The sequence below is a fragment of the Vibrio sp. STUT-A11 genome (assembly GCF_026000435.1).
In the GTDB taxonomy this organism is placed as follows: domain Bacteria; phylum Pseudomonadota; class Gammaproteobacteria; order Enterobacterales; family Vibrionaceae; genus Vibrio.
Map to the genome: position 1 here is coordinate 943,992 of NZ_AP026763.1, position 25,812 is coordinate 969,803.

The following is a 25,812-nucleotide window of genomic DNA, read 5'->3' on the forward strand; positions in this document are numbered from 1 at the left end:
CCCCCTAATTCCTTTAGTGAGACCGAAACTATGAGTACTCCATTTTGGCAAAGTAAAAAGTTGGAACAGATGACCGAAGAGGAGTGGGAATCTCTGTGTGATGGTTGTGGTAAATGCTGCCTTCACAAGCTAATGGACGAAGACACGGACGAAATTTATTACACTAATGTGGCATGTAGCTGGTTAAACAGCAAAACTTGCTCATGCAAAGATTATCCAAATCGCTTCACATCTGGAGAAGAGTGCACAAAGCTAACCCGTGAAGACATTGATGACTTTACTTGGTTACCGCATACTTGCGCGTATCGCCTGTTAGCTGAAGGCCAATCGTTACCAGAATGGCATCCACTCATCACTGGCTCAAAGTCAGCGATGCACGCAGCAGGTGAAAGTGTACGTAATAAAGTGGTGTACGAAATCGATGTTGTAGATTGGGAACAGCATATTTTAAATCACCCCAACAGAGCCTAGGTGATGTCTTACCTCACTTTTACATCTAACACCTTCTTTTGACACGTACTTATCTTTGCATGATATAGAATAAACAAAGGTGATGTTCTCGCCTGCTTCCGTTTCTGATCGATTCCAGTTTTTACGAGGTAAAAATGACGTTTAGTTTCCCGCTGAAAAATCGCCTGACACCTTGGTTTACGTTACTTTTTCTTTTCATCGCGATGATGAATCCTGTTTTAGTCAACGCTGCTGAGAAAAAAGAAGCACCTGCCGTATCGGCGGCAGAAGCATCCATTGATAACTTAAACATCGATATCATCGATTTATCGCAAAGCTTAACTCAAACCAATGGTGATGAGCGTGATGCGCTTCAGTTGCAACTTTTTCAAAAAAACCAACAACTACGCGCTCAGTTGGCGGCTGCTATTGAAAAAGAATCTATCCCGCACGACAAGCTGATCAAATTAGTCAAAACGCAAATAAAGTACACGGAAGATGCAACGCTCTATCTGGCATCGAAAACGAAGTTAGCAACAGAAAATCTGAACGCGGCTAAAGATGAGGAAAAGCTGTCGATCATTAATGACTACCGTGAAGTACAGCACTATCTAGACGTGATATTTGAGGCGAGCTGGCAAAACTTAGTTTGGTTAGAGCAACTGGGTGAACAGAATAAGCGGGCTGAAACAGAATTTAAAGAAAACGTAAATAAGCGTATTCGAATGTTGTCGGCATCCGTGCAGTACTTGAGTCAGCAGAGTGAAATCATTGGTGGACAACTTTCTTCTAGCCCAGAGTCGGAAAAAGCCGCCCAGCAACTGAGCCAGATGATCGTCAAGCAAAGGCTGGAGATTGCAACAGAAAGTCTACGCAACTTGATGTCAATTGGTGACAAGGTTGGTATTGAAACCTCTGAGTACAAGCGTCAAATATTCGAAGTTACCGGCAGTATTACGCATGATTTACTGAATAGCAAAGTTGTCTGGTCAATCGTCAGTCACTGGTCTAACTCAGCAGTGGACTGGTTAGCTGGAAATGCACCACAGCACCTTTTTCAACTGTTTATTTTTGTATTAATTTTGGCAATTGCTCGTGCATTAGCGAAAATTACCCGCAAAGTCATGCGCAAGGCGGTTGCCTCTAAAAACTTAAAGCTCTCCCATTTGATGCAGGATTTCTTTATTTCGATGTCCGGTAAATTTGTGTGGGTGATTGGGATAATGGTCGGTCTATCGCAGATTGGCCTCAACCTAGCGCCAATCCTAACCGGTTTCGGTATTGCTGGTGTGATCATTGGTTTTGCGTTGCAAGATACCTTATCCAACTTCGCGGCAGGTATGATGCTTTTAATCTACCGCCCATTTGATGTCGGTGACTTCGTTTATGCGGGTGGTGTGGACGGTAAAGTCAGTCATATGAGCTTGGTAAATACCACTATCCGCACCTTCGACAACCAGATAATCATTGTACCGAACAGTAAAATTTGGGGTGATGTGATTAAAAACGTGACACATGAGCGCATTCGTCGTGTGGATATGGTTTTTGGTATTGGTTACGCTGATGATTTGCTAAAGGCAGAATCGGTACTCACGGATATCATTACTTCTCATCCATCAGTACTGCGCACTCCTGAGCCAAATATCAAAGTGCATACGCTGAATACTTCTTCGGTGGATTTCATTGTTCGTCCTTGGGTGAAAACAGACGACTATTGGGATGTGTACTGGGATGTAACCAAGGAAGTGAAGCTTCGTTTTGATCGTGAAGGTATCTCTATCCCATTCCCTCAACAGGATGTACATTTGCATATGGTTGAGAAAAAAGACGCTTAATTACTCGTCCTCTATTTGGAAAAGCACTCACATTGTTGAGTGCTTTTTGTTTCTATCGGGTAGCGTGTTTCAAGTATTTGCTCGAAGGTGATTGTCGAAGCCTTGAAAAACAAAAAGTTGCACAGGTTAGAGATTATACCAATCTACGTTTTGTCATTGGGCTATTATGCAAGTGCGAGGAGAATGCCACCTACACTCAGCGCGGCAGAGAGATATTGCCCCGCAGAGTAGGAGCTGTCTTCCTCTTCCTCGATTTTATCAGGACGGTCCATCCCCAAAGCGCCATGGGTAAATGATTCTACTTTTTCACCAACAGTCTTATTTTCCGCTGCCGCTTTTTTACTTTCGTGGTCGATTTCTTGTAACGCGGTAAGCAGCGCCTTCCCCTCAGAAGAAAGTGTCACTTTGTTTTGTTCCACTTTTAACGGTGACGCATTTATGTCTTCTGTGGCTTTTGTTGTTGAAGACACAGTGGGCTGCAAATTAGCGTAGGTATTAACTTGATTGCTTCCTACTGGATTCATCGCATACTCCTTGAAAATCGACACTCGATCATTGAGTGTGGGTAAAAAGCAGTTATTGACTATATCGGCAACGCAGGGCAATTCTTAAATCGTTCAAATAAAAAACAGGCCTGTTTTTGCCGCTTGTTATAAATACCCAGAGACTAAAGCAAAAAACAGACCGATATAATTCAATTCACGTTCTGGATAGCCTGTAGTTACACCAAAGAGAATGAACAATGACAATGCGATTTGCGAGCGAAAGATCGTCAGCCGTTTATTGGCACTCAAGATCAGTGTTGCGCATAATGAGGTGACTAAACGCTTGCATACGATTGCTATCCTGTACGTAGCGAATAGGCGGCGCTAACACTTCGAGTTGGTAGTCGGTGCTATCAGAGGTAACTTCTGGGGTTGGTGTGATGATCACCACCTTTAAATTTGGATTGCGGTTTAAAATCGAAGTGGCTGTGCCTAATCCGCCTTCGATGTGGAAATTTCCTGCCACATGCACAACTTGAGAACCCTGATGTTTGTCCAGGTAGTTCACGATGGACTCGGCCATGGTCTCATCCCAGGTTATTTGCGCAGCGTACTGTTTTTCTGTTTGCGCTGACTCGCCGTGATGCATTGAGGCCATAAACTTTTCTTTGTACAAACTGTCATTGGTATTGATGGTCTCCGCGACAAAACGACGTTCTTTACTGTCGAGCTTATTGAGATAGTCGATACCTTGGCGTCCTATGCAACGTACAATCTTTTTTGGGGCGTTAGCTGCAATAACCGCAATATCAGCACGCTTAGCAAATTCGATAAGAGGACGATAGTCACTCTCATAATTTGGCCAGGCATTGCTTTGTTGGATGAAGAATTGCTCACCGATCTGGTCACTTAAATACTCATCTAGCACGTTTTGCTTATCGCGGGTAATTTGCTCCATTGAAAGGGCAACGGGGCGTTGTCCTTTGGATAATTGCTTGAGCATGTCTGTCTGGAAACGGTGGATACCTGCATGGGTGTGCCATTCACCGATCAACAGCACATCGGCTTGTCGTAACTCAGATGTCAGGTGAGTGATGGTCACTGGGGTACCTGATGGGGAGTGAAGCTGATAATCGTAAAAGCTGCTTACGTCTGCTGAAATGGGAGCAGACGTTGTTGCTGTAGTCGAGATACAACCTGTCAGCAAAGTTGCAACCGCAAAACCTAAGATAGAAAAGCGCATGGGAAGCCTCCAAAAATGTCCCAGAGATATTTGTGGAGGCGACAAGATCAATTTAAGTCAACGAGTGCTATGTTCACTTGCGCTGCGATAGAGCGTTATCAATGCGTGGATTTGCGATAGACTCGCACCATAAAATCGGCCTCACATTGGAAAAGTGTAGCGGATTTTAATTCTTCTCGGAGTTCGTCAGCCGCTTTCCAGGCGAATGGTGTCATTTGCAGTAGGTCAAATGCGTCGCCGTCTTTTAAGTCCATCACGTAGTTAAGCTGGTGTTGCTGTTCTAGTTCGTAGCCGTCGATGGTTTCAGGCGTTTCATCGTGGAGACGAACGTCTTGGTAAATTCGTTCACGAAGCTGGTAAAGATGTCTGCCTGCTGGCGTAACGGTAATCACGACACCACTGTCTTTTACTACCCGTTTAAGCTCTTCGGCTTTACATGGCGCGTAGATTCGCAGGACTGCATCCAAAGATTGATCTGCGAATGGAAGTCTATGGCTTGATGCGACACTAAAATGACAATCTGGGTAGCGCTTAGCCGCATAGCGAATCGCTATTTTTGAAATATCTAAACCATAGGTGACGGCTTGTTCATCTTGCGTCTGCAATGATTTTTGCACCTGATCGGTGTAATAGCCTTCGCCACAGCCAATATCCAATAATTGATACGTGGTTCCTTTGGTGTACTCAGTACAAATTCGGGCGACTTCTTGGCGCATCGGGTCGTAATATTTTCCTTCCAGAAAGCGACGGCGCGCTTGCATCATTTCTTTGTTATCGCCGGGATCTTTAGAACGTTTATGATGGGCTGGCATCAGATTAACGTAGCCTTCTTTTGCCATGTCGAATTGATGATTATTTTCACACTTAAACGTTTTTACGCTTAACGTAAGAGGTAGGTGACATAGAGGGCATTGATAGTTCATGACGATCTCGAGCTGAAAGTAGGGCGACAAATTCTATCAAAAAGCACGACTTTAAGTGAAACAAAAACCGCTAAACAGCTTTGCAGAGCGCTAGTTAGAACTAGAGAACATAAATAACAGGGGGGGAACTGGACGATAAAGGGTTACCTGGAATTATAAGCCGGCGTAAACCGGCTTTGATGTTGTTATTGTGCGGAAACAACGGTAACCAATTCGTAGCTTTCACCTGGCTGCAAGGTTTTGCCTTGATCAAGGCTGGAAGCATGCAGCGCGGATTCGACGCATAGCATGGTTTCATAACCATTATCAGCCATGTCTCCCATTGACTGAGCACCTTCTGCCCAAGGGTTCCATAGTACTGCCGAGTTGTGACCATGGTTTTCTACGCTCAGAGTGCGTCCTAATACGGGGTCTTTGACTAAGATCTGCGCTTCAGGCTGCGTGTATACGCGGTCTATAGTGTCGGTTAATTGCAGGACTGCACCACCTTGACATACCTCGTTGCCTTTCAAGCTGTCGATGTACTCGCTACCCATGCCTGAAGTTTGAGCTTGTAAAACATCGCCAACGTTAAGGTAAGTATGCAATGCGCCAGAGAATGTCCATGCCTCGTCATCGATATTCAGCACTTTCAGTGTCACTTTCAGCTCATCGCCGACTTCTACCAAAAGGCGAGCTTCAAACATATGAGGCCAAATTTGGTGGGTTTCTTCGCTTGGGAACAACGCAAGTTCGATAATCACACCATTTTCATTTTCACGGTGTTCTATCAGTTCCCATTCTGTAGTGCGCGCAAAACCATGAGCCGGTGCTGCAATGCGACCAAACCATGGCCAACACACAGGAATACCACCACGCAAAGCGGCTTTGCCATCGAATACTGCTTTTTCACTCATCCAAATTAGATCTTCCTGACCTTGTGGTTTATATGACACCACATGGCCACCGTGCAAAGCGATACCAGCGGTTGCTTTATCGTGAATGATGCGAACAACTTTGACCTGATCAACTTCTACTACGGTGACATTGTCTGAAAGGACGGTTAGGGCAGGGAAGGTATTTAAATCCATCTGATTATTTTCCTATCGCTGGGAGAGGTGAGTATTTAGTTGACGAACGCTTCACACTCAAATACCAACCTCAAATTCCAGATACAAAAAAGGCGACTATCAAGCCGCCTCTTTTCAACTCAGTTAAGAGCTAATCACTGTTTCTAATTACTTAGAGATGTGTGCGATTAGGTCTAGAACTTTGTTTGAGTAACCGATTTCGTTGTCGTACCAAGATACAACTTTAACGAATTTGTCAGTTAGAGCGATACCAGCTTTAGCATCGAATACAGAAGTGCAAACTTCACCGATGAAGTCTTGAGATACTACTGCATCTTCAGTGTAGCCTAGAACGCCTTTTAGTTCGCCTTCAGAAGCTTCTTTCATTGCTGCACAGATAGCTTCGTAAGATGCGCCGTTTACTAGGTTAACTGTTAGGTCAACTACAGAAACGTTAGCAGTTGGTACGCGGAAAGCCATACCAGTTAGCTTGCCGTTTACTTCTGGAAGTACAACGCCTACAGCTTTAGCAGCACCAGTTGAAGATGGGATGATGTTTTGAGAAGCACCACGACCACCACGCCAGTCTTTAGCAGAAGGACCGTCAACAGTTTTTTGAGTTGCTGTTGTAGCGTGAACTGTAGTCATAAGACCAGATTCGATACCGAACTTGTCGTTAAGAACTTTAGCGATAGGTGCTAGACAGTTAGTAGTACAAGAAGCGTTAGAAACGATGTCTTGACCAGCGTAAGTGTCGAAGTTTACGCCGTTAACGAACATTGGAGTTGCGTCTTTTGAAGGACCAGTTAGTACAACTTTTTTCGCGCCAGCAGTGATGTGCTTACGTGCAGTCTCGTCAGTTAGGAAAAGACCAGTTGCTTCAGCTACAACGTCAACACCGATTTCGTCCCACTTAAGGTCTTCAGGGTTGCGCTCTGCAGTTACACGTACTGTTTTGCCGTTAACGATTAGGTTACCGCCTTCAACTTCAACAGTACCGTTGAAACGGCCGTGAGTTGAGTCGTACTTAAGCATGTATGCCATGTAATCTACGTCGATAAGGTCGTTAATACCTACAACTTCGATGTCGTTACGCTCTTGCGCTGCACGGAAAACGAAACGGCCGATACGGCCAAAACCGTTAATACCTACTTTGATAGTCATTATAGTTGCTCCACAACTTAATTTCTGATTAAAGATAACTGGTAGTAAAATTACAGAATCCAGTAAACATCTGCAACAGATAATCGGACTTAACTTGTTTAAAGTCAAAAAAAAGCGACGCTTTTTTTAACAATTCTTTGCAAATGTTCGTTTTTTAAACTTTTTACTGCTTTTACTCTAGCTCAGTTGGCGTAATATAACCTGCGAGATTAGTGCTCGTATCAAATTAATTACACATGGTGTCCTGGTGAGAAAGTATGTGCTACAACTGTTACGAGAATCAAGTTTTTTGCTAAAAAAGTCATTGCGAAAAACAGGAAATAAGGATCTAAAATTAGTGGAACAAAGCGGAGGAAAAGTGACGAAGTCCGATGAATATTGGCGTGAGCGTCTATCTGATGAAGAGTTTCGTGTTTGTAGAGAGCAGGGAACTGAGCCACCGTTCAGTGGTAAGTTATTGCATAATAAGGAAACTGGTATATATAGCTGTACCTGCTGTAATACCCCTCTTTTTGTCTCTGATAACAAGTACGACTCAGGCTGTGGATGGCCGAGTTTTGATGCGCCAGTTAATGACCAAGCGATACGCTATTTAGATGATCTGAGTCACGGAATGGTGCGTACTGAAATTCGCTGTGCGACATGTGATAGTCATCTGGGGCACGTTTTTGAAGACGGACCCCAAACAACAGGCGAGCGTTACTGTGTCAATTCAGTGTCGTTAATTTTCAACAAATCTGAAGATTAGTAACAAAATTGCAGTTAAGAGTGTTTCATCCTTTCAGAACTGTATCGGTGAACATATAAACACTGAATGAATAAAAAACTCCCGACTTGCGGGAGTTTTTTAAATATCAGCGGGAATCAAATTGGGAGAGTAACTTCCCTGTTCAATGTTGTTCGCGATCGACTTTGCCAGGTCGTCCAGTTTTTGATTTTGGTCTGGATCATTGAAGTCGAACATGCGCTTTAGCTGCTTTTCGTCAGCTATTGGCACATCAAACCTTTTGGCTACCATCGCCCATAAATAGGCGCGTTTTTTCTCCCCTAAACCTTGATGAATACTTGCCAGTGATTTGAGAATGACAGGATTCAGATTGTCCTCGTTCGACAAGCGCAATGCATTATTCAGTAAGGTGAGTGTTTTAGCTGTGTCTCTATTGGCATAGAACGTGGCTAGGGCGTATTGCATGTCTGCCGTGTTTAACCCGGGCGACCCTTCCATTTGTAAAAACTGGCGTTGTGCCTGATTATCTCCGGTTTGGGACCAAAGGAAATATAAGGTCTCTGGTTTTGCCGATACCTTTAACTCGCTAACGATACGTTCCAGTTCATCGATACTGTGTACTAATGCACTAAAGCGTTGTGCTCTTAGCTCGCTTTGGTCAATTGGAGCGATCTGAGATGCTAACTCCAAGCACTTTCTGTATTCGGCGACGATGCCGTATTCTTTTATCTGTTTTTCTTCGCTTGGGTGCTTGAACTGCTCATAACGATGCCATATTAAGTTGGTGCGCGGGATGCGGCACTGTCCGTCACCCATGTTTAGATTTTCGCAGCGCAGTTCTGGGTTATTTTTGCACAGTTGTTCCGTGGTTACGTTACGTTCAAAGCAACCGGTGATAGTTAGAGTAGCGACGCTTGCCAGCAACCAGTACGTTGTTTTCATGGTTTTGCCTGTGATCCGTTACACCAATTCATTTTTGTGTTCTTGACTCCAATTCTTAACCCGCTATGTTCTGAACAGAATGTAATAAGAAGGTACACTATGGACACAGAACAATTATTAAAAGCGATGACTCCAGAAGTTTACGATCGCTTGGTATATGCAGTGGAGACTGGAAGATGGCCAGAGGGTACAACACTTTCTAGAGAGCAGCGAGATTCGTGTATGCAAGCTGTGATGTTGTATCAATCAAAACATAATACTGATGCTCAGCATATGACTGTTGCTGCAGGTGGTGAAATCAGTTTGAAGTCTAAGCAAGAATTAAAAAAGCAGTTCAATAACGAAAAGAGCGATATCGTCAGGGTAAATCCAAACTTCGATTGATACGTTCGACATCTAAAAAGCCCAGTGTAATCAATGGGCTTTTTAGACTTTAAGTGCTGCGCATTAAGCTTTTATAGGCTCATTTCACCGCGCAATACTTGCTGCATTTTGTCTTTTACTTCTTCGTAAGAGAGGTTCTGGCTTAGCAGGTAATGCAGCTTGGCTAGTGCCGCTTCAGGCGTCATGTCAAAGCCACTGATCACGCCAGCATCAGCCAGCGCACAACCGGTCGCGTAACCACCCATGTTAACTTTACCCGCCAGACATTGGGTTAAGTTAACCACAATAACGCCACGTTCAGATGCTTCTTTTAGATGACCAAGTAGTTCTGGGTTCTGTGGTGCATTACCTACGCCAAACGTTAGCAGAATCATCGCGTTAACCGGCTGAAGTAACGTGTTGCGAATCACTTCATGAGAAATGCCAGGGTACATGGTAATAACCCCAATCGGCTGAGGTGTAATGTTGTGTACTTTAAATTCGCCTTCAGGCTGAGCACCAACTGTCACGTTATTGCTAATCTGAATATTGATTCCCGCTTCCAACAAAGGAGCCAGGTTTGGCGAAGTGAAGGCATTGAAGCCATCAGCATGTGATTTCGTGCTGCGGTTACCACGCATCAACTGATTGTTGAAGAACAACGTTACCTCGTTGATCGGGAAGTTAGCCGCGATATGCAGTGCGTTTAACAGGTTTGCCTGGCCATCAGAGCGCAGCTCTGCTAATGGGATTTGAGAACCAGTCACAATCACTGGCTTGCCAAGGTTTTCCAGCATGAAAGACAGGGCAGACGCGGTATAAGCCATGGTGTCTGTACCATGCAGAATAACGAAACCATCGTACTTGTCGTAGTTATCACGAATATCATCAGCAATTTGTTGCCAATCGGCAGGAGTCATGTCTGATGAATCGATTAGCGGATCGTATTCGTGGATGGTGTAGTCCGGCATCTCTGGACGATGAAACTCTGGCATTGCTGCTAATTGCTTCTCCATAAAGCCAGCGATAGGCACATAACCGTGATCTGACTTTTGCATACCGATGGTGCCACCGGTATAAGCGATATAGATGTGTTTTCTAGTCATCGTTCTATTTACTTTCATGTAGGGGAGCAGTGCGCGGATTATAACGAATTGATGGGTAATAAAAAGGGGAATATCACTAAGATATGCCCCTTTTTTGACTAGTTAAGCAAGGCTATTGAACTTGGCAATTCAAACAGAAAGCGTATTGACCTCTTGGGTCATTAAAACTCTGTAGCACGCTTGCATCTTGTTTTAGCTGCTGAGCAACAGGCTGCAAGCTTTGCGGCAACATACTTGTTACATCAATACCAAGCGAAACTTTGACGTTATTCATGAATTCGTCGAGGAATATCTCCGCTGGTGAAAGTGGTTCTTCAACCCAGTAGAGGTTGTAATCCGTGACATTTGCCAGCTGCGCTGCTAAATCGATCGCATCGTCAAAGTCACCCATTTGGTCTACCAAACCATAGGACATGGCATCCTGACCTGTCCATACGCGACCTTGAGCCACATTGTCGACCTCCTCAACAGTCATCCCACGGTTATCACCGACCAGAGAAATAAAGCGCTGGTAGCCGTGTTCAATTGACATTTGGATCGCTTGCGATGCGCCTTCTGACAGACCCGTTGACAGTCCGTCACCAGAGAATGGAGACGTACCAACACCGTCAGTATGGATGCCTAGCTTGCTGAAGCCTTTTTCAAAGGTGGTAATCACGCTAAAGATACCGATAGAGCCAGTCAGTGTCGTTGGCTGAGCGACAATTTTATCTGCACTCATAGAAATCCAGTAACCGCCTGACGCCGCTAAGCTAGACATTGATACCACAACGGGTTTACCTGCTTGCTTTAACGCGGAGACTTCGTTACGAATCACTTCCGATGCAAAGGCGCTGCCACCTGGGCTGTTGACGCGAAGCACGACCGCTTTAACATTCTTGTCGTTACGAGCCTGACGAAGAAGACTTGCCACCGTATCACCGCCAACAGTACCTCTCGGTTGTTGCCCATCCATGATTGCACCGCTCGCAACGACGACCGCGATGTCATCTTCTGATGTACTGTAGTCAGGGTGCATGGTTGCTTGATAATCGTAATAGCTGACTGCGTTATAACTGTCTTTACCGTCACTACCAAATTCTTTGGCGAATAGGGTGCGAATGTCCTGACGAGTTGCCAGTTGGTCGACCAAGCCTAATTTAAGCGACAGTTTTGCAATATCGCCATTAACAGAACGCATTTCTGCTAACAGCTCGTCCATGGTTGGGTTGAGAACTTTAGCATCAATTTTACGGTTGGTTGCGACATCATCGACATAGGCACTCCACAGCTGAGTGATCCAGCGCGTTGCCGACTCTTCCGCTGCATCAGACATGTCGTCGCGGGTAAATGGTTCTATTGCCGACTTATAAGTACCAACACGGAACACATGTGTGGACACATCCAGTTTTTCTAACAGCGATTTATAGTACATCGAGTAAGCGCTGTAGCCTTTAATCAGGACTCCGCCATCTTTCCCCAGATACACTTTGTCGGCGTAACTGGCGAGGTAATACTGGCTTTGATTGTAGAAGTCGCTGACCGCATAAATCGGTTTACCCGACGTTTTGAACTCGTTGAGTGCTTTTGCGATATAGCGTAACTTGGTTAAGTTCGTTTCCGGCATGTCACGTAGAGATAAGACTAGCCCAGTAATTTTAGGGTCATCTTTGGCGTAGCGAATGGTATCAACGATATCGAACAAGACGTTTTCTTTTGGCATCTCTTTACCAAGCAATGAGCCCGTAAAGGAATCCATCGGGTTCGCATAACGTCGTTGCTCGACGATTGGACCGGATAGATTCATGACAAGCGCAGACTCTTTCTCTACAACAGGTCGACCTTCTCCAGTGTAGGTAAACGCAAAGTAAAAAACGGCGATCATCAGGAGGAAAAGCAGGTTTGCCAGAGCGAGCCTGACAAAGGTGATGCCTTTCCATATGCCTTTAAATATCAAACCAATAAACTTGAAGAGTTTTTTCATCATGTCTCCATCACGAGATAATCAATTCGTAATTTTACCAAATTATGGGTTCTTATCTCTAAGATCTCAAAATATAACGTGTTTTTAGCTTATCACGCTCCTTGCACAATTGGCATATTTTAGCGTTAGATTGATCGCCATTACAAAAATGTAAACACCTGTTTGATTTTGTTGTTATCGAAAAGTAATATTATTTCACAAGATAATAACAATGGATGTTGAGTAATGTCTGCACTGTACCCAAACTTATTAAAACCATTGGACCTCGGATTTACCAAAATACGTAACCGCGTTCTGATGGGATCAATGCATACCGGTTTAGAAGAGGACAAAGAAGGCTTGCAAAAGCTGGCTGCGTTTTATGAAGAACGCGCGAAAGGTGGCGTTGGATTGATTGTTACAGGGGGGTTCTCTCCCAACCTTCGTGGTCGACTACACCCTCTGAGCGCAGAGTTCAGCAAGCCTAAACATGCAGAAGCGCACAAAGTCGTTACTGAAGCCGTCCATAAACACGGCAGCAAAATTGCTCTGCAAATCCTGCACGCAGGCCGTTATGCCATGCATCCTTTAGCGCAAAGTGCATCGGGTATCAAAGCGCCGATTTCTAAGTTTGCACCTAGTGAAATGAGTGAGCGTCAAATTAAGAGCACCATTGCAGATTTTGCTAAAAGTGCCGAGCTGGCTCAGATCGCAGGCTATGACGGTGTAGAGCTGATGGGTTCAGAAGGTTACCTGATTAACCAGTTCCTGTGTAAACGCACCAACATGCGTTACGACGAGTGGGGCGGCAGCTATAAAAAGCGTATGCGTTTCCCTATTGAGATAGTTAAAGCGGTACGTGAAGCGGTGGGTGATAAGTTCATCATTATTTTCCGTCTTTCTATGCTGGACCTAGTCGAACAAGGCAGCACGTTTGAAGATGTGATTGAGCTGGCAAAAGCACTTGAAGAGTCTGGCGTAACCATCATTAACACCGGTATTGGCTGGCACGAAGCTCGCGTTCCAACTATCGCGACACAAGTTCCGCGTGGCGCGTTTACTTGGGTAACCGAGAAAGTGAAGCCGCACGTTTCTGTACCTATCATCACCTGTAACCGTATTAATACCCCAGAAGAAGCAGAGCGTATTCTCTCGTCTGGGCATGCAGATATGGTCTCTATGGCTCGACCATTCTTGGCTGATCCTTATTTTGTGGCGAAAGCTGAACAAGAGAAGGCGCAGTTCATCAATACCTGTATTGGCTGTAACCAAGCTTGTCTCGACAACGTATTTAAGGGCAAGCGTGCAAGCTGCTTGGTTAACCCATTAGCGTGCTATGAAACTGAAATTGTCGTTGAGCCAGTACTGAAGAAAAAGAACATCGCCGTAGTAGGTGCGGGTCCTGCTGGCCTTGCATGTGCGACGACATTGGCAGAGCGTGGCCACAAAGTCGATTTGTTCGAGAAGAATGATCGCATTGGTGGACAATTCCGCCTAGCAATGCAGATCCCGGGTAAAGAAGAATTCCGTGAGACGATTCGCTACTTTGCCAACCGTCTTGATGAGACAGGTGTCAATCTGCATCTTTCTACTGAAGCGAACTTCGACCTACTCACCGAGTACGATGAAATTGTGATGGCATCAGGCGTAGAGCCACGTAAAGTTGCCATTGAAGGCATTGATAATCCAGAGAAAGTCGTGGATTACCAGACCTTGATTCGTGAAAAGACACCTGTTGGTGAGAAAGTCGCAATCGTTGGTGCAGGTGGTATCGGTGTTGATATTGCAACCATGATTACGGAGCCTGTCGATCATACTTTGGATGATTGGCTACACGAGTGGGGTATTGATAAAGAGATTTCTCAACCAGGTGGTTTGTATCCTTTCCCTGACTCAGTGAGCGACAAAGAGGTGTGGGTACTACAACGTCGCCAAGGACAAGTGGGTAAAGGTCCGGGTAAAACAACGGGCTGGATCCATAAACGTACTCTGGAAAAACGCGGCGTTCATCTTCTCGGTGGCGTTTCTTACCAAAAAATCGATGATCGTGGATTACACATTCAGGTTGATGGTAAATCACAAGTGTTGAATGCAGATAAAGTGGTTATCTGTGCAGGTCAGGAGTCGGTTCGTCCGTTCGAAGATAAATGGTCTCAGCTAGGTGATAAGCTACACATTATTGGTGGTGCCGACCACGCTGGTGAGCTGGATGCGGTACGAGCAATCCGTCAGGGTGTGAAGCTTGCAGTGAAGCTATAAAAGGCATTCACAAATAGGTATGAAAAGCTGCGCATTGTGCGCGGCTTTTTTGGTTTCTATTCGACTGGAACAGGCATTTTGTGGGTTAGGTATAATCCCCAAAAAACAGGTTGTTATTCAGTGGGCTAGATTGTGCTAAAGTGACCAGCAGACTAAATGCAAGTTAGATTCAATAAGGACCAGTTCATGGAAGCTCTCGATCTTTTGCTTAACCGCCGTTCTGTCGGCAAGTTATCCGCGCCAGCACCAGAAGGTAAAGTGTTGGAAAATATCATACGCGCTGGCCTGCGCGCGCCTGACCATGCTGGTTTAACGCCTTGGCGCTTTGTGATTTCGCAAGGTAATGGGCTGAATAGACTGTCTGATATTTTGGTTAAAGCCGCACTAGCAGACAACAGTGAAGAAGCGGTAGTTGAGAAGCTGAAAAATGCCCCATTCCGAGCACCAATGGTCATCACGGTTATTGCAAAAGTGACGCCGCATGAAAAAGTGCCTGCACTTGAGCAGTACCTGTCAGCAGGTTGTGCCGTTCAAGCAATGCAAATGGCCGCAGTTGCGCAGGGCTTCCAGGGCTTCTGGCGCTCAGGACCATGGATGTTCCACCCTGAAGTGCATAAAGCGTTTGGCCTGGAAGGGGAAGATGAAATCGTCGGTTTCCTTTACTTGGGTTCTCCAGTTGGCACCCCCATGAAAGTGCCAGAGCGTGACCTGTCGAAGTTTGTTGAGTTTCAATAAACGCTAACCACATTCTTACTGTCTATCTATACAGTTTTTCTTGATTTATTAGGGCTACATTCGATAATGTGGCCCTAATTATTATTACTTTCCAAAGCTTATGTCTCGTCTGTTTATTGCTGAAAAACCAAGTTTAGGCCGCGCGATTGCTGCTGCACTTCCTAACCCTCAAAAGAAAGACCAAGGCTTCATTCGCTGTGGCAATGGAGACGTGGTGACTTGGTGTATCGGTCATTTATTAGAGCAGGTAGAGCCAGACGCTTATGACGAACGCTACAAAAAATGGAATATGGCAGATCTGCCTATCGTTCCTGAGCAGTGGCAGTTAAGGCCAAGGAAGAGCGCCAGTAAGCAATTGACGGTGATTCGTAAATTGTTAAAAGAGGCGACAGAAGTCATTCATGCTGGCGACCCGGACCGTGAAGGTCAACTCTTGGTGGATGAAGTGCTTGATTACTGCAAGCTGTCTAAAATCAAAAAACAAGCGACTCAACGGCTACTGATTTCAGACTTGAACTTACCAGCAGTAAAACGAGCGCTGAGTTCAATGCGCAGCAATCGTGATTTTATCCCGCTTTCTGTTTCTGCACTGGCTCGTTCGAGAGCGGATTGGCTCTATGGCATGAATATGTCTCGTGCTTATACCTTGCTGGGGCAAAAAGCGGGTTATCAAGGCGTGTTATCGGTCGGGCGAGTACAAACGCCAGTGCTTGGGTTGGTGGTTCGTCGCGATGAAGAAATCGAAAACTTTATCCCTAAAGACTACTTCACCCTGCATGCTCTTATCCCATACCAAGATCAAAACGGCGCATTTGACATTCGTGCGAGGTGGAAACCAAGCGAAGCGTGCAAACCTTGGCAAGATGAGGAAGGGCGAGTTCTGAACCGAAAGCTGGTGGAGAATGTTGCTGCTCGTATCAAGAACCAACCCGCCACGGTGAAAGAGTCTGAGCAAAAACAAACCAAGCAATCTGCCCCTTTACCTTATTCTTTGTCTGCATTGCAGATTGATGCGGCAAAACGTTATGGCATGAGTGCCCAGCAAGTCTTGGATACCTGTCAGGCATTGTATGAAAAGCATAAGCTGATCACTTACCCACGTTCGGATTGCCATTACCTGCCGATGGAGCACTATGCACAAGCGGGTTCAGTCACTTCTGCAATTGCCAACAATGCCAAAGAGCTGCAAAGTGCCGTTCAGGACGCGGATTTGTCGATTAAATCGAAAGCATGGAACGACAAAAAAGTGGATGCGCACCACGCGATCATTCCTACGCCTAAGCAAGCTAATGTGAATTCGTTATCCGGCAATGAGATGAAGGTGTATCAACTCATTGCTCGTCAATATCTGATGCAGTTTTATCCCGCGGCCATATACGCTGAAGCGAAGCTGGTGTTTGATATCGCTGGAGGCACTTTTATTGCCAAAGGTCGTCAGCTTGTCTCTCCGGGCTGGAAAGCTTTGATGGGTAAAACTGACAAAGAAGACGATGGGATTGATGCCGTGCCACCTTTAGCAGAAGGCACGGTGCTCACTTGTCGGGAAGGGGAAATAAAAGATCGCAAGACCGAGCCACCAAAACACTTCACCGAAGCGACCCTGTTGCAGGCGATGACGGGAATAGCCCGCTATGTTGCTGATAAAGAGTTGAAGAAGATTCTACGTGATACGGATGGCCTTGGAACCGAAGCTACGCGTGCTGGTATTCTCGATACACTCTTCAAGCGCCAGCTTCTGACTCGTCAAGGCAAATCGATTTTAAGTTCACCAGCTGGCCGAGGTTTGGTTCATGCACTTCCCCAAGACGCGACTTATCCGGATATGACGGCGCACTGGGAATTCCAATTGCAAGGGATGGCAGAGAAGAATCAAGCCTATCAGCCGTTTATGCAAGCGTTGGAGCAAAGAATAGATAGCCTGATGGGGGAGGTTAAATCAGGACCGATTCCTGAATCTTTACGTCATTTACCTAAAGTCGAGCGCCCGGCGTTTAAGCGTAGGAAGCGCAGTTATTCGAAGGGCAGTGGTGCTAAGTCTGGTCCAGCAAAACGGAAGTCATCTTAAAAAAACAAGCGGCACTTTCACTCTACGGTCATTCCAGCGAGCCAGAGCGAGACTAGGAATCTATTATCCTAGTACTCGACTTAGCAATTCAGCGCTCGGAGAGAAGATCCTGAATCACGCTCCTTCGTCGCTGTTCAGGATGACGGGAGGGGTTAATCGAGCGGCATTGCAATGATCAACAGTGCCGCTTTCGTATTAAACGTGACTACTCAAACAAGCCGCCATTTTTATCGATCGCGCCTTTAACATCATCTTGGGTCAGAACACGCTTGCCGAGTTCTTGTTTGACTTGCTTACCCAAGTTAACAAGCGCGTCTCTGTTTGCTTGGGTTTGACGTTTACCTGTGCTTCTTAAGCAATGGTTGAGTTCATGCTCTTCACTGAAATTAACCAGATCTTTATCTGCAGCCATTGTAACTCTCCTTAGTGGTTTGATAACTCCACTAAGTCTGGATTGCATATCATGAAATTCAAGTTTTGTTAATCAAATATTTGCATATTATTTTTTCCGACTTATGAACGATTCACTGCCAAAGCACTTATAGCTATGTGGCCTACCAAGGTAGCTCGGTTCCATCGTAATTAATAAAATGTCCGGAATTCTCTTGTGTGCTTTCCTCAATAACTTTAGCGAGCCCTGCCGCTGAGAATTCAGCGTCAATTAATGCATTTGGCCCGCCCATCGCTGTGCGCACCCAGCCTGGATGAAGAGCTAGAACCGTGAACCCTCGGTCGGTTAAGTCGTTGCTTAAGCTTTTTACCACCGAGTTAAGCGCGGCTTTAGATGAACGATAAATATAACCACCACCTGAGGTATTCTCGGTCATGCTGCCGACTTTAGATGAGATGCAGGCGATCTTCTTCATTTGGCCCTGTTGCAGCAATGGGTAGAGTGTTTCGACTAATTTGAGTGGCGCAATGGTGTTGATTTCAAGAACTTTACGCCACTCATCCACATCGGTATTTCCAAACCCATAACCTTTAGGACCGTAGTAACCCGCGTTGTTTATTAACAGGTCGATAGCAGGCAGGTTCTTCGCGAGTTGCGCTACCTGCTTGTAGTTGGTGACATCGAGTTCATGAAGCGTTAAAGAGAAGTGCTGGTTGCTTAAACTGACTAATTCGTCGCTGTTCGCTAAGTTCCGAGTAGTCGCATGTACTTGCCAGCCATTGTCGAGATAGAGCTTAGTTAAACTCAGGCCGATACCGCGATTTGCACCAGTAATAAAAACGGTAGAACTCATCTGATTCCCTTATCCCTATTTGTTATCGAGTTATTGTTTTAGCTCTTCAAACCTTAGCAGTGAAATGGCATTTTATTCAATGGTTGAACTTGGTACTATTTCGCCACAATTGTTAAAAAGAACCTTCCATGCTGCCACTTATTTATCACCCGATATATTCAAAACTTGCTTTGCCTGAAGGGCACCGTTACCCAATCATGAAGTATCAATATCTCTATGAGGCGGTTCAAGGAAAGCTAGAGAACGAAAAATGCCAAGAGCGAGTGCAGTTTTTCGAGCCTGCGGCGCTTTCTGTAGCAGAGATTAAGCGAGTGCATGAGGCCGAATATGTGGATTTATTGGTCAGCGGTACGATGCCGGCGGCTAAAATGCGCCGTATTGGGTTTCCCTGGAGTGAGGCACTGATCACCAGAACACTGACTTCTGCGGCTGGTACGTTGATGACGGCGGAGAAAGCGCTGGAACACGGTGTGGCTTTGCATTTGAGTGGTGGATATCATCATGCTCACAGAGACTTCGGCAGTGGGTTCTGTCTGTTTAACGATCTTGTGATAGCAGCAAAGCATATGTTGGATCACGACGATGTCGATAAAGTCTTAATCATTGATAGTGATGTACACCACGGTGATGGTACGGCAACGCTCTGCCAAGATGAGCCTGATATTGTCACGCTCTCTTTCCACTGCGATAAAAACTTCCCGGCGAGAAAGCCTGAGTCTGATCTGGATGTTCCTTTGGTGAGGGGAACCAATGATGAAACCTTCTTAATGACATTTAAAGAAGTGGTGCAAATGGCGCTCAATCTGCATCGTCCTGACATGGTGATTTATGATGCTGGTGTTGATATACATATTGATGACGAGCTTGGTTATTTTGATGTGTCTACGCAAGGCATACTAGAGCGTGATCGCTTTTTGATGCAGTTAATGAAAGAGCGCGGTATTCCCGTAGCAGCAGTAGTGGGTGGTGGCTACCGAAGTAATCATGAAGATCTTGTGCCGATTCATATGAATTTGATTCAGGCGAGTTTGGAAGTTTTTGGCTAACGGTTTAAGCACGTTGTTTTCTCTTATCATGATCGTAGTGAGGCATCAGGATAAGAGAGAAATCAAACCTGCAGTCCCGCTTCACGATTCTTAATGGGCGATACACATAGGCGTATTAGCGACAGGGTCCTGAATTACTCGCGCATCAAGAGAGAACACGTCCTTAAGCAGGGTTTCAGTGAAAACGTCATCCGGCGAGCCTTGAGCAATCAGCTGGCCTTTTTTGAGCACAACTAAGTGATCACAGTAGCGACATGCCTGATTCAAGTCGTGTAATACAACGATCACCGTTTTTCCTCTGTTGTTCATCTCGCGCATGATTTTCATCAGCTCAATCTGGTGCGATAGGTCCAGGTAGGTCGTGGGCTCATCAAGCATAACGATATTGGTGTCTTGCGCCAGAATCATGGCTATCCAGGCTCTTTGTCTTTGGCCTCCGGATAACGATTCAACCGTTTGTTCTGCCAAGTCATCAACGCCTGTTTCTCGCATTGCACTGGCGACCATCTTCTTATCATGCTCGCCCAATTTCCCCCAGTGAGAAAGGTAAGGTGAGCGACCGTATTCAACCAGGCGTCGTACTGTTATACCCTCAGGCGTTTCTAATACCTGAGGCAATAATGACATCTCTTGTGCCAGGTGTTTGTCACGGTATGATTTCAATGCCTTTCCATTCAGCAAAACCTCACCTTTGGTTGGTATATTAATTCGAGCCAGGGTTTTTAATAAGGTTGATTTACCACAACCATTTGGACCGATAAGCGCGGTGATTTTGCCTTTTGGTAGCGTGAGGTTGAGCGCTTCAATAATGATTTTGTCACCATAAGAAACGTTTAAATTGTTTGCAGCTATCATCACCACCCCTTGTAGCGTTGCAATAAGAAAATGAAGTATGGTGCGCCAATTAAAGACGTTAATACGCCGGCTGGAAGCTCCAGAGGGGGGTGTATTCCCCTCGCTAACGTGTCTGATACCAATACCATCAGTGCGCCAAGCAAGGCAGCGCTTGGCACAAGCAATTTATGATTATGACCAAATAGCATTCTTGCTAAATGCGGTGCCAGTAATCCAACAAAGCTAATCGTGCCACATACAGACACGCTGACGCTGGCAAGAACAACGGCACTAATCAGTGAGAGTAATTTGATGCGCTGTGGTTTAATACCAAGTGAGGTCGCGCTATCTTCTCCCAGCCCCATTACATCCAATCGCCAGGCTAACCAGCAGGAAAACGGAACCGTGATAGCGAGCGTTATCCATATAAAAGGGACTTGCTCCCAGTTTCTTCCCCACAAGCTACCCGTCAACCAAACCATGGCTGTGTTGATCTCTATCGGGTGTACCACCATCAAAAAATCAATAAAGCTGGATAGAAACGCGCTGATCGCGATACCGATTAACGCCAGTCTTGCCGCGGTTGGCTGTATTTTGTAGCTGACGAGCAGAATCATTCCGGCGGCAGTGAAACCACCGACTAGAGCGGCCAGAGGTAAGTAGTGTGTTGGGGCTTGCGGAAACATCACCAATAAGGTGGTTGCGGCTAATCCTGCGCCGGCACTTATCCCCATTAAATCTGGCGATGCGAGTGGATTTCGGATCACGCCTTGTACCAACATGCCAGATAAACCCAGACCAGCGCCAACTCCGATAGCGAGGAATATACGCGGTAACCGGTATTGATTGATAATGAAATCAAACTCCCCACCGCGGAGTAGAGTAGTTGAGACCTGCTTTATCGAAATATCAGATGCACCAACGATCAGACTGAGAATCGCGATAATCAGGAGTGAAGAAGAGAGCAGAGTGAGTTTTATATTGTTCATGAAGATTTACTTCGCATGGCTAAAAACACAAAGCAAGGTGTTCCAATTAGTGCCGTAATCACGCCCACCGGAGTTTCGGCAGGAAAAGCAATCGCTCGCGACAAAGCATCAGCCCAAACTATCAATGCTGCACCAAGCAAAGCACTCGCAGGGATGAGGGTAATAAAGTCGTTACCGACAAATCTTTTTGCAATATGAGGGACGAGCATACCAACGAAGCCGATTGGCCCCGCTACTGCGACGCTGGAAGCGGTAAGTAAAACGACGGCGAGATAAGTCAGTGCCCTAGTAAGTCTGATATTTATTCCCAGGCTGGTGGCAACGTCTGAACCCAGCGCAAGGAGATTAAGCTGTCTCGCGACAAAAAGAGACACAATCAATCCTAATACGCTGGTTGGCCATAGTGTATTCCATTGTTGCCATTCGACAGAAGAAAGAGAGCCAGCCAACCAACTGATGATGGAGTACGCTTTATCATCAGCCAGTATTACCGCTGCTCTGGTCACACCGATAAGAAGTGCATTGATAGCTATTCCTGCAAGGACGAGCTTGAGAGGGTGGGGCTTTGCAGAAAAGAAGCCACCCAGTGTCAATACGACTGCTCCGCTGAGAACGCCACCAATTGAGGCTAATAATACACTCGGCATAGTTTCTAAAAAAGGAGCGCCGATACTTGCCAGCGCCATTAAACACGCCGCACCTGCATTGATCCCTAAAATTGAAGGCGATGCGAGAGGGTTTCTGGTCAGCCCCTGCATCATTAACCCTGCGACGGCGAGATTCGCACCAATCAAAAGACCTGCCAATACTCTGGGCATACGAATCGAAGCAATGATTTGTTGCTCCATACTCATAGGATCAAATTCGAACAGATACTGGTAAATATGAGAGATCGTTAGCGGAAAACTAGACCAGGCGGTAAGAGAGTAACAGGCTCCTATGATGGATAACAAAGTCAAAGGTACCCAGAGATAAAGAGTGGAAGTGAAAATTCGCATCGATTACTACGTAAAACTCTCAGGCTAAAACGTTGATAGAAGCCATAAGGAACAAAAGTTGAGTTAGTGTAACCATTCTGATAATCACAATCAATTGCGTTAATGAGTGAGGTAGCTATCGTTTACCTCAACGCATTTTCTAATCAAAGCACAATCCCAAGCGTTAGATTTTGGTTTCTTGATAGAAAAAGAGAATCTGAGTGAATTTTAACTTGTATTGATAATGATAATAATTATTATGTCCAATCTTGATTTTGTATCTAAATGTGTACAAATGAAACAAAATAATAATGCGCTTATGTGCAATTAAGTTAATTTTCTATTGAGTTGTTTTATGAGATTTGCTGCAAACACCATCACCAAAAGTTTATTTATTGCAATGGGACTGAGTTCCTATGCGGTTGCCGGGGAGGACATCACTTCAGAGGAGAGTTTGGTAGACGAGACCGTTGTGGTTGTCGGCCAACAAAACTCTTACCTAAACCCAAGAGTGACTACCGCAACAAAAACGGATATCGACCCGTTAGACACCCCACAAACGGTTAACGTCATCAATCAGCAGTTCTTGCAGGATATCCGGGCAACCACATTAGATGATGCCTATGGTTATACCACAGGTTTAACCCGTTCTAATGTCGATGCAGATGGTTTTACGCTGCGTGGCATGCCTGCAGACCTTAACACCATTCAAGTCAATGGACTACCTGGCCTTGCTTCTCGATTTGGATCACCGACGACAGCAAACGTCGAGAGAGTCGAAGTACTAAAAGGCCCGGCATCTATCATGTATGGTCAAATCCAGCCGGGTGGTATGGTCAATATCATTACTAAGAAGCCTCAAGATATCGCTTCGTTTTCCTACGATATTTCTGCGACAACATACGCGACCGGCGTGAGCGATTTCGGCGACGATAACGGGTTTACCGGGACAATTGACGCCACCGGGCCGCTAAATGCGAGTAAAACCTGGATGTATCGCCTGATTATCAGTGGTGAAAATGCAGACTCATACCGTGATGATGTTGACCAGCAGAATTACTACTTATTCCCAACACTGACCTATCGCCCATCGGAATTAACCGAACTTACCTTTGGTCTGGAGCTTCAGTCAGAACACCGTGTTGCGGACAACGGGCTGGTGGCGCTGAACAACGATATCGACCAGGTAGCGTCCATTGATACGCATTACCAGTCGTCTGACGATACCGATGAAGATGAAGGTCTGGTTGCGTTTGCCAGCTACAACACCATGTTAGTAAACGGTTTCGACCTAACCGTTGATTGGCGTAGTGTGTGGCATGAGGACTCGCGTGATCTTCATGAAACCAGAGACGTGGTTGACTCAACGAGTTTGGTTAAAGTGCGCGACCGAGATCAAGTGAATAAGCGTGAATATCACTTCGTCGATGTTCGCACTACCGGTAGCCTCTGGACGGGTGACGTTGAACATCAGCTCCTTTTGGGCGGAAATATCGGCCTGGAAAAGCGAGATTTCCTGCGTGAGACCTACGCGACGACAACGGTCGATTTTACGAACCCGCAAGACGTGACCGGGCGAGATCAAAGCGCGTATAAAGTGGATCACCGTATTACTGATTACACAAACTACGGTTTATACCTGCAAGATACGGTATACCTAAGCGAAAAATGGACCGTGATGGGTGGAATTCGCTACATGCGTCAAGATGTGGATTTTGATTATGTCAGCAAGTCGACGGATGACACTCAGTCTACCGATGCCTTCGTTTCTCAGGCTGGGATCGTGTATAAAATTGTCGATGGCACCTCTCTGTATACCAGTTATGGCGAAAGCTTCAATCCAAATAGTGTCGAAAAGAAAGATGTTAACGATGATGCTTTTGACCCAGAGGAAGGCCGTCAATATGAAGTCGGTGTGAAAACCGATCTGTTGAACAGCAACAGTAACTTAACCGTCGCCTATTTTGATATCGAAAAATCCAACGTTGTGGAGAAAAACAGCAGCGGTGATTATGAATTGCTTGGTGAAGTGCGCAGCAAAGGTGTGGAAACCGAGCTACTTATGAAGCCGCTAGAGAACTGGCAGGTTAAGCTAGGGTACGCTTATGTAGACTCTGAAATTTCAGAGAATCCAGACGCGAGTATTCAGGGAAGCCGAACGCCTATGACGGCTTACCACGATGCTTATTTCTGGACTAAATATAACTTCCCTTACCAAGTTGCGGGCGGTGTATTAGGTACAACTTTTGGTGCCAACTATGAAGGTGCGCGATACACCAGTGAGGATCCATCTGATCGAGTCGAGCTTCCTGCTTATGTGACGGTTGATGTCGGTGTTCACTACGAAGTAAAAGATTACCGTCTATCGCTGAACGTTGCTAATCTATTGGATGAAGAGTACTACGTCGGCGGAACGGATAGCCATAGATTGTACTTAGGCGATCCACGTAACGTTACCTTGAGTGTGTCAGGTAAGTTCTAATGGCACTCATACGCTTACTAACTGCTTTGCTTGTACTGTGCGCTTGCACGGTACAAGCCGCTTCTACGCCAGAAACTACTGCGCCAACAGATTCTGCACCTAAAAGGATTGTCGTGTTGGAGTACTCTTTTGTTGATGCGTTGGCTGTTATTGGCATTTCACCGGTTGGCGTGGCTGATGACAAGGACCCAAACAGAATTATTCCACAGGTGAGAGAGCTCATAGAACCTTGGACTTCTGTGGGTATGCGTTCCCAGCCCAATTTAGAGGTCATCGCGCAGCTTAAGCCTGACTTAATTATTGCCGACAGTTATCGCCATAAAATCAGTCTGCATGATTTGTCTCAAATCGCTCCGACAATTTTACTTAAGAGCCGAGGAGAGGCGTATCAAGAGGGCTTGGAATCTGCCTTAGCAATAGGCAAAGCTGTCGGTAAAGAGCGGGAAATGAGAGCGCGCTTGGCCAAGCATCGTGAACTTATGGCCTCCTATAAAGGTAAGTTTAAAACCAGTGGCACGGTTCAGTTTGCTAATGTCAACGAGAGGGGAATGTGGATGCATGGACCGTTGTCATACACGGGCAGTTTATTAAGCTATCTTGGCCTCCAGCCTGCGCTTCCTGACCTCAAGCAGAGTCATCTGATGGAAGCAAACCTAGAGGTTTTATTGAAAGTGAATCCAGATTGGCTTTTCTATAGTAAAAGGGCAGGCAATACGGTGTTGGATAGCTGGCAGAAAAGCCCGCTGTTTAAACTGTTAAAGTTCAATAAAACCGGACAAGCGGTGCAAGTTTCACCTGAACTTTGGTCTCTTAACAGAGGCATACTTGCCTCAGAGTCGATTGCACAGGAGTTGGACACGATTATGGGAAAGACTTCAACTTAACAGGGAGTGGGGCTGCATCCATCTAGGGATTTAGGGCAAATCCCTTTAAAACTTTGGAAACGAAAAGG

At 45.6% G+C, this 25,812-nt stretch carries 23 protein-coding genes; 10 read left to right on the forward strand and 13 right to left on the reverse strand.

What is annotated here, in order from left to right; all coding sequences use genetic code 11:
- The first annotated feature begins 30 nt into the window (after positions 1 to 30).
- Both OO774_RS04435 and OO774_RS04440 read left to right on the forward strand, forming a co-directional pair.
- On the forward strand, positions 31 to 471 hold the full coding sequence (locus OO774_RS04435) for a YcgN family cysteine cluster protein (protein ID WP_264905050.1): 441 nt from the start codon (positions 31 to 33) through the stop codon (positions 469 to 471).
- 134 nt (positions 472 to 605) lie between these two features.
- The gene (locus OO774_RS04440) at positions 606 to 2,285 is read left to right on the forward strand and encodes a mechanosensitive ion channel family protein (RefSeq protein WP_264905052.1); all 1,680 of its coding nucleotides are present in this window, start codon (positions 606 to 608) and stop codon (positions 2,283 to 2,285) included.
- Between the two features lie 164 nt (positions 2,286 to 2,449).
- Here OO774_RS04440 and OO774_RS04445 read toward each other — a convergent pair whose 3' ends face one another.
- From OO774_RS04445 to gap, 5 genes are all read right to left on the reverse strand, one after another.
- Positions 2,450 to 2,809: a hypothetical protein gene (locus OO774_RS04445; protein WP_264905054.1), complete on the reverse strand. Its 360-nt coding sequence runs from the start codon at positions 2,807 to 2,809 to the stop codon at positions 2,450 to 2,452.
- A 256-nt stretch (positions 2,810 to 3,065) separates the two neighbouring features.
- The gene (locus OO774_RS04450; protein ID WP_264905056.1) at positions 3,066 to 4,013 is read right to left on the reverse strand and encodes a ChaN family lipoprotein; all 948 of its coding nucleotides are present in this window, start codon (positions 4,011 to 4,013) and stop codon (positions 3,066 to 3,068) included.
- Between the two features lie 98 nt (positions 4,014 to 4,111).
- Entirely contained in the window at positions 4,112 to 4,936 is an 825-nt protein-coding gene (gene rlmA, locus OO774_RS04455; protein ID WP_264905057.1) for a 23S rRNA (guanine(745)-N(1))-methyltransferase, read from the reverse strand.
- A 185-nt stretch (positions 4,937 to 5,121) separates the two neighbouring features.
- On the reverse strand, positions 5,122 to 6,006 hold the full coding sequence (locus OO774_RS04460) for a D-hexose-6-phosphate mutarotase (RefSeq protein ID WP_264905059.1): 885 nt from the start codon (positions 6,004 to 6,006) through the stop codon (positions 5,122 to 5,124).
- A gap of 147 nt (positions 6,007 to 6,153) precedes the next feature.
- Complete coding sequence (gap, locus tag OO774_RS04465; RefSeq protein ID WP_014232584.1) at positions 6,154 to 7,149, reverse strand: type I glyceraldehyde-3-phosphate dehydrogenase; 996 nt, start codon at positions 7,147 to 7,149, stop codon at positions 6,154 to 6,156.
- A 337-nt stretch (positions 7,150 to 7,486) separates the two neighbouring features.
- Between gap and msrB the strand changes: the two genes are divergently transcribed.
- Positions 7,487 to 7,897: a peptide-methionine (R)-S-oxide reductase MsrB gene (msrB, locus tag OO774_RS04470; RefSeq protein WP_264905061.1), complete on the forward strand. Its 411-nt coding sequence runs from the start codon at positions 7,487 to 7,489 to the stop codon at positions 7,895 to 7,897.
- 99 nt (positions 7,898 to 7,996) lie between these two features.
- Here msrB and OO774_RS04475 read toward each other — a convergent pair whose 3' ends face one another.
- Positions 7,997 to 8,818, reverse strand: a complete 822-nt coding sequence (locus OO774_RS04475) for a DUF2989 domain-containing protein (RefSeq protein ID WP_264905063.1) — start codon at positions 8,816 to 8,818, stop codon at positions 7,997 to 7,999.
- 99 nt (positions 8,819 to 8,917) lie between these two features.
- Between OO774_RS04475 and OO774_RS04480 the strand changes: the two genes are divergently transcribed.
- A complete protein-coding gene (locus tag OO774_RS04480) occupies positions 8,918 to 9,202 on the forward strand; it encodes a DUF1315 family protein (protein WP_264905064.1) in 285 nt (94 codons plus the stop codon).
- Between the two features lie 71 nt (positions 9,203 to 9,273).
- On the opposite strand, the gene ansA is transcribed toward OO774_RS04480, so the two are convergent.
- Positions 9,274 to 10,287, reverse strand: coding sequence for an asparaginase (gene ansA, locus OO774_RS04485; RefSeq protein ID WP_264905066.1), 1,014 nt, complete (start codon positions 10,285 to 10,287; stop codon positions 9,274 to 9,276).
- A 112-nt stretch (positions 10,288 to 10,399) separates the two neighbouring features.
- Complete coding sequence (gene sppA / locus OO774_RS04490; RefSeq protein WP_264906068.1) at positions 10,400 to 12,250, reverse strand: signal peptide peptidase SppA; 1,851 nt, start codon at positions 12,248 to 12,250, stop codon at positions 10,400 to 10,402.
- A gap of 225 nt (positions 12,251 to 12,475) precedes the next feature.
- Here sppA and OO774_RS04495 point away from each other — a divergent pair, with 225 nt between their 5' ends.
- The 3 genes from OO774_RS04495 (at position 12,476) to OO774_RS04505 (ending at position 17,288) form a co-directional block, all read left to right on the forward strand.
- Positions 12,476 to 14,488, forward strand: a complete 2,013-nt coding sequence (locus OO774_RS04495; RefSeq protein ID WP_264905068.1) for an NADPH-dependent 2,4-dienoyl-CoA reductase — start codon at positions 12,476 to 12,478, stop codon at positions 14,486 to 14,488.
- Positions 14,489 to 14,674: 186 nt separating this feature from the next.
- On the forward strand, positions 14,675 to 15,223 hold the full coding sequence (locus tag OO774_RS04500; RefSeq protein WP_264905070.1) for an NAD(P)H nitroreductase: 549 nt from the start codon (positions 14,675 to 14,677) through the stop codon (positions 15,221 to 15,223).
- A 100-nt stretch (positions 15,224 to 15,323) separates the two neighbouring features.
- The gene (locus tag OO774_RS04505) at positions 15,324 to 17,288 is read left to right on the forward strand and encodes a DNA topoisomerase III (RefSeq protein WP_264905072.1); all 1,965 of its coding nucleotides are present in this window, start codon (positions 15,324 to 15,326) and stop codon (positions 17,286 to 17,288) included.
- Between the two features lie 205 nt (positions 17,289 to 17,493).
- Here the strand turns inward: OO774_RS04505 and OO774_RS04510 are convergent, their stop codons facing one another.
- Together OO774_RS04510 and OO774_RS04515 are read right to left on the reverse strand one after the other, a co-directional pair.
- Positions 17,494 to 17,700 carry a hypothetical protein gene (locus OO774_RS04510; RefSeq protein WP_264905073.1) on the reverse strand — a complete coding sequence of 69 codons (207 nt, stop codon included), beginning with the start codon at positions 17,698 to 17,700 and terminating at the stop codon, positions 17,494 to 17,496.
- A gap of 142 nt (positions 17,701 to 17,842) precedes the next feature.
- Complete coding sequence (locus OO774_RS04515) at positions 17,843 to 18,532, reverse strand: SDR family oxidoreductase (RefSeq protein ID WP_264905074.1); 690 nt, start codon at positions 18,530 to 18,532, stop codon at positions 17,843 to 17,845.
- Between the two features lie 128 nt (positions 18,533 to 18,660).
- Here OO774_RS04515 and OO774_RS04520 point away from each other — a divergent pair, with 128 nt between their 5' ends.
- Positions 18,661 to 19,578 (forward strand): histone deacetylase, encoded by a 918-nt coding sequence (locus tag OO774_RS04520; protein WP_264905076.1) that lies wholly within the window; start codon positions 18,661 to 18,663, stop codon positions 19,576 to 19,578.
- Positions 19,579 to 19,668: 90 nt separating this feature from the next.
- Here the strand turns inward: OO774_RS04520 and fecE are convergent, their stop codons facing one another.
- The 3 genes from fecE to OO774_RS04535 are packed head-to-tail and all read right to left on the reverse strand — an operon-like array spanning position 19,669 to position 22,399.
- On the reverse strand, positions 19,669 to 20,433 hold the full coding sequence (gene fecE / locus OO774_RS04525; RefSeq protein ID WP_264905077.1) for a Fe(3+) dicitrate ABC transporter ATP-binding protein FecE: 765 nt from the start codon (positions 20,431 to 20,433) through the stop codon (positions 19,669 to 19,671).
- Positions 20,433 to 21,401 carry an iron chelate uptake ABC transporter family permease subunit gene (locus OO774_RS04530; protein WP_264905079.1) on the reverse strand — a complete coding sequence of 323 codons (969 nt, stop codon included), beginning with the start codon at positions 21,399 to 21,401 and terminating at the stop codon, positions 20,433 to 20,435. Before OO774_RS04530 ends, fecE begins: the two co-directional genes overlap by 1 nt.
- On the reverse strand, positions 21,398 to 22,399 hold the full coding sequence (locus OO774_RS04535; RefSeq protein ID WP_264905080.1) for an iron chelate uptake ABC transporter family permease subunit: 1,002 nt from the start codon (positions 22,397 to 22,399) through the stop codon (positions 21,398 to 21,400). Before OO774_RS04535 ends, OO774_RS04530 begins: the two co-directional genes overlap by 4 nt.
- A gap of 334 nt (positions 22,400 to 22,733) precedes the next feature.
- Between OO774_RS04535 and OO774_RS04540 the strand changes: the two genes are divergently transcribed.
- Complete coding sequence (locus tag OO774_RS04540; RefSeq protein WP_264905082.1) at positions 22,734 to 24,860, forward strand: TonB-dependent siderophore receptor; 2,127 nt, start codon at positions 22,734 to 22,736, stop codon at positions 24,858 to 24,860.
- Positions 24,860 to 25,744 carry a Fe(3+) dicitrate ABC transporter substrate-binding protein gene (locus tag OO774_RS04545; protein ID WP_264905084.1) on the forward strand — a complete coding sequence of 295 codons (885 nt, stop codon included), beginning with the start codon at positions 24,860 to 24,862 and terminating at the stop codon, positions 25,742 to 25,744. Before OO774_RS04540 ends, OO774_RS04545 begins: the two co-directional genes overlap by 1 nt.
- The last annotated feature ends 68 nt before the right edge of the window (positions 25,745 to 25,812 follow it).